Here is a 383-nt window from a genome sequence, read left to right on the forward strand (position 1 = left end):
GAACTGTTCGATGACCTGGCGCCGATACACCTGGAACTGACCCCGGACGCCTGTGGACATCGCCTCGACAAGGTCATTTCCAAGCTGGTGCCGCAGTACTCGCGCAGCCGTTTGCAATTGTGGCTGGAAGCCGGTTTCGTCACCGTCGACGGTAAAGTTGCGAAACGCAATATGACCGCCTATGGCGATGAAAAGATCGTCATTCTGCCGCAAAGTGCGCCGGAAGACGAGGCTTTTAAATCGGAAGCGATGGAATTGAACATCGTGCACGAAGATGAACACATCATCGTGATCAACAAACCGGCTGGACTGGTGGTGCATCCGGGCCCCGGCAACTGGTCGGGCACCTTGCTCAATGGCTTGCTGCATCACTGCCCGCAACT

1 protein-coding gene is annotated in these 383 nt (G+C 56.1%); it reads left to right on the forward strand.

Annotation, left to right across the window (positions count from 1 at the left end; translation table 11 throughout):
- Window positions 1-3: 3 nt before the first annotated feature.
- A partial coding sequence (locus tag ACO0LB_RS20615; protein WP_423052583.1) for a S4 domain-containing protein occupies window positions 4-383 on the forward strand: 380 nt, incomplete at its 3' end.

Source organism: Undibacterium sp. SXout7W, assembly GCF_049339385.1.
GTDB lineage: Bacteria > Pseudomonadota > Gammaproteobacteria > Burkholderiales > Burkholderiaceae_D > Undibacterium.